Source organism: Mycoplasma sp. HU2014, assembly GCF_001199495.1.
Classification (GTDB): domain Bacteria; phylum Bacillota_I; class Bacilli_A; order Mycoplasmatales; family Mycoplasmataceae; genus Mycoplasma.
The window spans coordinates 1-9450 of sequence record NZ_LFYS01000023.1; the positions used below are offsets into that span (position 1 = coordinate 1).

The 9450-nt window shown below is 26.2% G+C and carries 9 protein-coding genes; 1 reads left to right on the plus strand and 8 read right to left on the minus strand.

Annotation, left to right across the window (positions count from 1 at the left end; translation table 4 throughout):
• Positions 1–477 (plus strand): hypothetical protein (locus AB668_RS05680; protein WP_235443316.1); only part of this gene is annotated, 477 nt, incomplete at its 5' end.
• A 136-nt stretch (positions 478–613) separates the two neighbouring features.
• Here AB668_RS05680 and asnS read toward each other — a convergent pair.
• The 8 genes from asnS to AB668_RS01300 all read right to left on the minus strand — a co-directional run.
• Complete coding sequence (gene asnS, locus AB668_RS01265) at positions 614–1978, minus strand: asparagine--tRNA ligase (protein WP_050517279.1); 1365 nt, start codon at positions 1976–1978, stop codon at positions 614–616.
• Positions 1979–1983: 5 nt separating this feature from the next.
• Complete coding sequence (locus AB668_RS01270) at positions 1984–2826, minus strand: HAD family hydrolase (RefSeq protein ID WP_050517280.1); 843 nt, start codon at positions 2824–2826, stop codon at positions 1984–1986.
• A gap of 13 nt (positions 2827–2839) precedes the next feature.
• Positions 2840–3973: an alpha/beta hydrolase gene (locus tag AB668_RS01275; protein ID WP_050517281.1), complete on the minus strand. Its 1134-nt coding sequence runs from the start codon at positions 3971–3973 to the stop codon at positions 2840–2842.
• Positions 3974–4005: 32 nt separating this feature from the next.
• Positions 4006–4962, minus strand: coding sequence for a tRNA (adenosine(37)-N6)-threonylcarbamoyltransferase complex transferase subunit TsaD (tsaD, locus tag AB668_RS01280; RefSeq protein WP_050517282.1), 957 nt, complete (start codon positions 4960–4962; stop codon positions 4006–4008).
• 161 nt (positions 4963–5123) lie between these two features.
• Entirely contained in the window at positions 5124–7331 is a 2208-nt protein-coding gene (locus AB668_RS01285; protein ID WP_050517283.1) for an MSC_0775 family lipoprotein, read from the minus strand.
• 15 nt (positions 7332–7346) lie between these two features.
• Positions 7347–8246 (minus strand): MAG4940 family membrane protein, encoded by a 900-nt coding sequence (locus AB668_RS01290; RefSeq protein WP_050517284.1) that lies wholly within the window; start codon positions 8244–8246, stop codon positions 7347–7349.
• Positions 8247–8646: 400 nt separating this feature from the next.
• The gene (locus tag AB668_RS01295; RefSeq protein WP_050517285.1) at positions 8647–8943 is read right to left on the minus strand and encodes a hypothetical protein; all 297 of its coding nucleotides are present in this window, start codon (positions 8941–8943) and stop codon (positions 8647–8649) included.
• A gap of 4 nt (positions 8944–8947) precedes the next feature.
• Positions 8948–9450, minus strand: a 503-nt coding sequence (locus AB668_RS01300) for a transposase (RefSeq protein ID WP_327138673.1), incomplete at its 5' end; no start/stop codon positions are given.

A 9450-nucleotide genomic window follows, 5' to 3' on the forward strand; every position in this document is an offset into this window, starting at 1 on the left:
GCGGTTGAATCCTTCTTTGACATACCTATTAAAAGAAAAATTATGAATGGAGTGGTTGAATATCAAAAAAATTATTATGCTGCATTTGATGAAAATGGGAAGAGATATAAGTTCAACAAAAAAGAAAGTATTGAATTTGTTATAGGTGCAGATGAGAAGTTCTACTTTAGAACAGAAACTATGCGTTTTAAAGCTGAAATATTAGAAAAAGGATCTCATGATTGAGGAATAGCTGATATAGCAAAAAGAAAACAATTAGATGAAGAAAGAAAACATGATTTAAAAACCCTAGGAACAATAAATAAAACGAGATGGATTCATACTGTATTAGATAAGACTCTTAACAGCATTAAAAAACACCCAAGTGGATTGCCCAGTGAAGTAGTCGATGAACTATCAGGACTTGTCTCAGGTGTTAAGAATGAATGTTATCGCATATCATTCGAACTCAAAGAAAAATTAGGCTTATTGGATTAGTTTAATTTTCTAATTTCCTTTGATAAGATTATTATAACTTAAAAATTTAAAGGTTCATTTTGTTTAAAAACCCACGACAGCAATTATATTAGTTTGGTTTTAAATAAAAAATGATTCATAAGAATCATTTCTATCATTAGAATAACAAGTTTCTTGGAGTTCTTGGAAAGGCAATAACATCTCTAATGTTTGATGCACCTGTAATGTACATAATTAGTCTTTCAAATCCTAATCCAAATCCAGCTGATTTGTAGTATCCGTATTGTCTTAAATTGTTGTATCATTCTAATTGATCAACATCAACGTTCATTTCTTTACATCTTTGAACTAATTTTTCAAAGTTATCCTCACGTTGACTTCCTCCAACTAATTCACCAATTCCAGGAACTAGTAGATCAACTGCTGCAACTGTTTTGCCATCATCATTTTGTTTCATGTAAAATGCTTTAATGTCTTTTGGATAATTTGTAACAAATGTTGGAGCTTTATTAACTTGTTCACAAATAAATCTTTCGTGTTCTGTTCCTAAATCTAATCCAAATTCAATGCTTGATTCTTCAAATTTGTGTCCATTTGCTACAGCTTGTTTTAGAATTTCAATAGCTTCTGAGTATGTTGTAACTTTGAATTCAGAATTTCTAACACTATTTAATTTATCAATTAATCCTTGTTCTAAGTTTTTGTCACAAAATTCTAATTCTTCTGAGTTTTTTTCAAATACATAATTAATTACGTATTTAACCATATCTTGAATTAATGCAATATTATCTTTTAAATCAGCAAATGCTACTTCGGGTTCGATCATTCAAAATTCTGCAGCGTGTTTTGCAGTGTTTGAGTTTTCAGCTCTAAATGTTGGTCCAAATGTATAAACTTTTCTAAATGCTTGAGCAAAAGCTTCAGCATGTAATTGTCCTGAAACTGTTAAACTTGCTTTTTTACCAAAGAAATCTTGTTCATAATTTCCATCTTCACGAGTTGTTACTAAGAATGCTTCACCAGCTCCTTCAGCATCATTTCCTGTAATAATTGGAGAATGTACTAAAACGAAATTTTTATCATTAAAGAATTTGTTAATTGCAAAAGCAGCAGTTGAACGAATTCTAAAAATTGCATTAAATGTTTTTGTTTTTGCTCTTAAGTGTGCAATTTCACGTAAAAATTCTGTTGAGTGTTCTTTTTTTTGTAGTGGATAATCTTCAATTGCTTGATCTAATAATTCAATTGATTCGGCTTGAATTTCAAAAGCTTGTTGATTATTTGGTGTTAAAATTAATTTTCCTGTAACTTCTACAATTGAACTAACTCTAGCATTTTGAGCATCTTCATATCCTTTAATTTCAGGTTTGTAAACAACTTGTACATCGTTTAATGTTGTTCCATCATTTAAAACCATAAATGAAACAGCTTTTCCTTGTCTGTTTGATCTAACTCTAGCTAAAACACTTACTTTGGTGTCAGCTAATTTTTCATATTGTTGAAATATTTCTTTTAATTCCATAAATTTTAATCCTCCAATATATGTTTTTTGATAAATTTACCAACACCACCATTTAGATTAGTATCAGTAATATATTTTGCTTTATGTTTAATTTCATCAACCGCATTACCAACAGCAACACAATTAGGAATTTTTTCAAACATACTTATATCGTTTATATTATCACCAAAAATAGCGATTTCGTCTTTTTTTATGTTTAAAATTTCAGCCATTTTTTCAATCGCATTTCCCTTAGTAGCTGTTATGTTAGTAAATTCATAAATAGGTGTAGTTTCAATATCACTTTTCATGAATGTTACATATTGATTCATATTTTCTTGATCAAATCAATTTTGTAGTTCTTGTTCTTTTTCTTGTTCAACAAAACTCATAATTTGCACAGCATCTTTAAACTCAAAATCATTTGTTGAACAAATTGTTTTATTAAATCTTTCAAATCAATTTCTTTGATTCATACTTTCAACTGTAAAAGGAATATTGTTTCAATAAACATCGTTAATAGTAGCTGTAAAAATAACAGCACATATACTTAATTCAGTTAATTTTTTAACAATTTTATTAACTATATTACTTGGAATTGAATTTATATAAATTGGATCAAATTTGCTTACTTTTGAAACAACTGAACCATTAGATAGAACAAATAAATCAACATGATCAACTATATTAAATAAATCTGCTTTTGATTTTGCTGATACATAAGGTTGACCAGTTGCTATAGTTGTATAAACACCTTTTTGATTAGCTTGTTTAAAAACTTCAACATCGATATTATTTGCTAATTGACCATTCTCTAAAACTGTTCCATCTAAATCAGTTACAATTAACTTAATATTTTTTAATGACATATAACACCTCTTATTATTCTTCTTTAAAATAGAAAGTTGATATTTCTAAACTTTCATTAAAATTATTTTCAATAATTTTATCAACAATACCTAATTTTTCTAATGCTTTTTTAGTGGCATTATCATCATTTATAATTTTATTTTCAAATTTTAATCATCTATAAACTGTTTGATTGTAATGTTCTTTTAATGAATTACAATGTCCACAAAAGTTATAAATTAAAAGTTCATCATTTTTTATAGTTCTAGATCTATTAATAAACAATCTAGTTGTATCACTCGATGAAGTGTATCGATCATTATTACCGTGAATAAATAAAATAGGAATTTGAGCAGGTTTAACATTTTCTTTTTCATATTTATCAAAAATGTTCATCTCTGTTCAATCATATAAAGTTGCCTTTTCTTGTGATTTTAAAATGTCAGAAATTATTTTATTGTTCATTTTTTTATTGAAAAATCTTCTAATTCTTGGTCTTCAAATTTTAGATAGTAATGTTTCGACTGAACCATAAGCTGATTCACTAATTGCAAATTTAATTTTATGTTTTTTTAAAAATTCTTGTTGGGTAACTGTTAAATAGTTAATTACATAAGCACCCATACTCATACCTAATAGTCCTATAGTTTGAGGTTTTTCATTATCAGTTAAATATTTAATTGCAGCAAGTAAATCTTTACTTTCTAATAATCCTAAACTTATAAGTTCAGTTGAATCAGATTCACCGTGATTTCTAAAATCAAAAACTAAAATATTATAACCTAGTTCAATAAAAGCTTTAGCTCAATATAAACTTCAATATTTATGACCTGTAAATCAATGACAACTTATGATTCATTTTTTTGATTTAGGATCAGTTATATATTTTAATCCACTAATCACAACACCATCTTGAGTTTCAAATCTAATAGGAGCGATATTATCATTAATTTCAAAAGTTAGTTGAGGTTTTTTGAAATATAGTCTCATGATTTTATTCATTTTACTAATTTCAGGATTCATATAAATGTATTTTCTTTTTTTATTTTTTCTATAAAATACCGATTTTTCTAATAAAGTATAAAACTCAATAAAAGATTTATTTAAAGCTTTAAAATTATTATCTCCTGCTTTTCTTAATATTTTTCTTCTTTCTTTACTTTTCATATCTTCACCTACTTACTAGTTTTTTTACTATATTAGTTTTGTTTATTAGTTAATTTTTCATAAGCTAATTTAGCCATCATCGCAGCATTATCTGTACAATAACTCATTTTAGGAACAAATGTATTTTTTATATTATATTTTTCTCCTAGCTCTAAAATTATTTTTCTTACTTGACTATTAGCACTAACTCCACCAGCAACAGTTAATGTTTTAGGTTTAAATTCTATAATAGCTTTTTCTAATTTTTTTTCTATAATACTTGTTGCTGCATATTGAAAACTTGCTACAAAATCTTCTAAATTTATTTTTTCATTTTTTTGTTTTAAATTATGAATTAAATTTATACATGCTGTTTTTAATCCTGAATAAGAGAAGTCATATGAATTATCATTTTTAGCTATTGGTAAGACATAAGCGTTTTTATTTCCTTTGATAGCTAATTTATCTAATATTGGACCGCCTGGATAAGATAAACCTAATACTCTAGCTACTTTATCATAACACTCACCAATTGCATCATCAGAAGTAGAACCTATAATTTGAAAATCAAATGGAGAATTAACTAATTCAATTTGAGTATGACCACCAGAAACTACCATAGCTAGAACAGGATAAACAAACTCATGTTCAATACTTGCTCCATAAATATGACCTTGGATATGATCTAAAGCTAATATCGGTTTATTAATATATAAACTAATTGTTTCAGCTACTAATTTTCCAATAATTAAAGAACCAATTAATCCCGGTTTTTGAGTGTATGCTACATAATCAATTTCATCTATATTTATATTCGCTTCTTTTATTGCTGCTTGTAATACTCAATTTAAATTTTGAACATGTAATCTTGCAGCTAATTCAGGAACAACACCACCAAATTCTTGATGATTTTTAATTTGAGATGAAATTATGTTTGTTAGTATTTTTCCATTATCAATAATTGATATAGAAAATTCATCACAACTTGATTCAATAGCTAAAATTTTCATAGATTCTCTCCTTTTGTTTTTTAAGTATATATTAATATAATCATAAATAATTTTATTTCATCTTTATATAGTAAATATAAAAAGATTAAATTTTAAGTAACCGTAAAATACAAAAACTCACAAACATATTTGTGAGTTTAATGATTTTATAACACTAATTACTAAGTTATGTTATTAGCTTTTCTAACATCAAATGAAACAGATTTATCGTCTCTTAGTCTGTAAACTAAGTTAGGGTTAGCATAACCTTTTGTTTTTTCAAGATTTGCCATACTTAGATTTTTTACATATAGTGCAATCTCATTTAATCTTATAGATTTTCCTTGCTCATCTTTTATTTCTTCTCCAGTTTTTGGATCTACTTTATTAATGATAGCTGGGAATTTGTCTGAAGAACCTTCAAGTGATTGTTGTACTCCAGTATTTCCTATAGCACTTCAATTGACAGTACCATCAGGTTTCTCTGAGTGATATCTTTTTATATCTCTATCACTTAATGCAGGGCTTGTAACTGGTGTTGAGAAATAGTTTAATGATAAATAATTAACCCTTCTTGTGTATAAGTTAATGTGGGCATGACTCATTCATCCACCGTTTGATTCATTGTCTCCTAAATAACCTATAATAGTGTCTTTTTTAACTGCTTGAGGCTTTTCTGGAGTAACATTTCTTACTACTTTTATAACTCTATCTCCTGATAGTTTAGCAGTTTCAGAAGCTCAACCGAATTCATCATTATTCAATGTTCTCGCCGCATCTAAATGTAAGAATGACATGTAAATAGCATCATTATTATCATTTAATTGTATTTCAATTTCTTTTGGCGATCAATCTAAATTTTTAACTGGAATTCTGGCAACCAGAACTGTTCCTACTCCACTAAATGGAATTTTTGAAGTTAATTCATATGCTGCAATAATTTCACCATCATAAGGCATCAACACGGCCTGATAATCATTAGCTATATAATCTTCTCCAAAATGCATAAAAACAGGGGTTTTTATATTAGCACCATAAAATCCTCTAGACCTTCCATAACCTCCTGAAAACAACTCAGAATTAAATTGCCTAAAGAAATCTTTATTAATGGATTTTAGGTTTTCTTGAGTTATTTGTTCAGTTGCAAAATTTGGAGATTTAATGTTTTCTTTTAAAAACTCTTCTTTATATAAGTTTGCATATTTTTTAATACCAATTGTTTTGTTTAAGGTAATTTGTTTATTTTCCTTTGTTAATATGTCTAAAACAAGATTAGCATTTCTAAAGTTGGTACCTTTATTTATTTCGACTATATTCACCTTTTTGAATTTATCTTTATCAAATTTAATATGTAAGTTGTTTTTATTAATTTCAGAAAAATCGGTGTTTAATTCACCAAATTTAATAGTGTTAACTTTGATCATTTCATTTAATTTTAGATCATTTCAAAACTCATCTTTTTGATCAAATTTAAATTTAATAAATGATGTGATTCCAGTTTCTGCTTGTTGTTTGTTTTTTTCTAATACTCTAGCAGCTAATCTTACTTTTAAATAGCCTTCATTGAATGATAAGTTTGAATCAGAAAAATCTATATCAAAAATTGTAGCTTTAAATTCAAACTTTATGTTTTCTTTTGTAAATTCTGTTTTAAGTTTGTCAAATTCTTCAATTTTAATTTTAAAAATTGATTCTAGTTGTTTAGAACTTAGATCATGAATTCCTCATTCTTTAATAGTTGTTTTAATTTCTTCAGATAAATCACGGTTGTTTATTTCTGCACTAAACTCAGATCTATCTAATGTTTTTAATTTTTCATATACTGGTTTTAAATCATCAAGTTTGATTTTTTCTACTGCTGTTGGTTTAACGTTTTTTAATTTAAAATTAATGATTTGTTCAGAAAATAGACCATCAGAAAATGGAGAATAATTTGCTCTTTTATGACTTTCTAAGTCTCTTCTTACTCTTACAGGAAACACCACATCAAAGTTATTAGAAAAATCTCTGATTATATTTGTGTAATCTACATCAAACCTTAATTCTTTTACATAATTATCTGATAGACCTAATTTTTCTTTAACAATCTGTTTGAATCTATCTTCATCGAATTTTATATACTTAGCAGCATAGTTGTTTTTCATTATATTTCCAAATTCAACTGTCTGACCACTTGCTTGAGGATCGGTGAATTTTACTAATTCTTCACTGTGATCGTGCTTTTCAAAATATTTATTAATTTCAGACAAAATATTAATTTGATTTAATTGTTCTGCTTCAGTTAATGAGTTTTTAAATGTTGGACCATAACAAGAAACAACAGCTAAAGCAGAAGGTATTACAACCGTACTAGATAGTAATGGTAAAAATAACTTTGTTAATAACTTCATATCTATAATACCTTTCTATGCAAGTGAAATAACGACTCCTGTTTGCATTTTAATTAATATACATATAAATCCTATTACTATAGGAATAATTATAGAAAAAATAACTACTAATAATAGTTTTAATAGTTCTGTTAAAAAACCTTTTAACTCTTGTTTTTTAACTTCTTTGTCTAATAAAACAAAGTTAACTGTTTTGAAAACAATATCTAATATTGGGAAAAATAAGTGGAATGAAAAGTATTCAAAAAATGATGATATGAATAAAATTACTCATATAACAAATAATTCAATTAAAAGAATTTCAAACATATCAATTTTATAAATACCGTGATCAATCATTGAAATTAAAGGCATTACAATAATTAAAGAAGTTATGAAAATAAATTCTTTAATAGTAAATCCTAATGTTGAAAGTTCACTTTTTGTTTCAAAAAATGATCTAATTGTTGTGTTATGTAGTGATTCATAATCAGCTTTATTTTTATATGTTCTTTTTACTCCATAAAAGAATGCTAAAAAAGTAGCAAAACCTAAAATTGCTCCAATTAATTGTCCAGCAAATATATAAGACATACCTTTAGTTAGCATACCACCTGTAAAACCAATAGCATCTTGACCTGATTTTCCAAATCCTATAAGCACTGATTTAAACAAAACAATCATAGGATTTAAAAATGGTGCAATAGCAGTTTTAGAAATAATACTTGCAAAAGCATAAGGTAAGAAAAACGCTAACGCTGTTGCTAAAGTAAATCCTACTGATAAAAATAATTTATTATTATGTTTTTTTAAAATTATTGATAGTAACTTGATTGCAAATACAAAAAATATTAATAAAAATACTCCAATAATTTCAAATGTAAATACTGTGCCATTAAAATAGGTTCTTAAGGCTTCTCCTGGTGTATTTTTCATGTTAAATATATCACCCCTGTTTATCTTTTTATTCTTGTCTAAATAAGGGCATTTTATAAATAGAAATGTTTTATGCATTACCATGATCTGCTAATAGGTATAATCTCAGCTTTTTACAGCACCCTTATTTCTTTAAAATTATAACAACCATTTGAAAATAGTTCAAATATTACTAAATAGTTCAAATATTACTAAATAGTTTCTGGAATATTACTAAATAGTTCAAATATTACTAAATAGTATTTTACATGCATCACATTCGTAGTTTTCACTATCTTCTAATACATCTTGCCGAATTCGTACATAATAAATTGATGCTTTGGTTATTCATAGTTTGACAATTCGTTAATTATTTCTGTTCTAACGTCATCGATTTCTAAAAGTTTTCTAACAAAAAATTTTAGATTTTTTTAGTATCTATTTTTCTTTCGTTTTCAATATCTTGTCTATTTATGCTTAATAAATCACAAAATTCTCTACCTGTCATAATATGTTCCATAGGAACTCTACTTTTTAAACCTAAGAAAATTTCTTCCTTATTATCATTATTGAAACTACAAATAAAAATTTTTGTTCTGAAACTTACAGATTTAGATATTTCATTTTGAAATTGTATTAACTGTTCATATTCTCCAGTAACTTTTTTTGTATCAAAAACTCAACCTTCTTTTAGTTCTATTATATAAAACTTTCCCAAAAAATTAACTATATAAGACCTTGTTTATTATCTCTTCATTCTTTTTAGCAACTCTTGTTAAGTATCAAATATCAGGTTTATCTGGTATTTGAACTTTTTTATATTGTTTAAAAATTTTCATTATTTCTCTATATGTTTTAGTTTTAAATAAACCTGCATCTTCAAATTTATTTTTAATTCTATAACCAATAATTAATGTAAGCATATTGATAAATTCATCTGCATAAACACTTAAATCATCATGAACTTTAACTGAATCAAGTTCCAAAGTGTTTTTGTAAAAGTCATTAACAAGTTCAATTTCCCATCTTTGCTTATACATATTCAAGGCTTCTTGACATGTTATGTCTTGGTCAGAAACATATGCGATAGTGCCAAATTTGTGTTTCATTTTGTCATATCTTTCTTTTGAGAATTTTTTGCTTGACATAAAGTCGTGTTCTTCTTTGAATGCTCTTTTAACATCTCTAAAACAATAATAATATTTGTCTTCATAAAATACTTTTT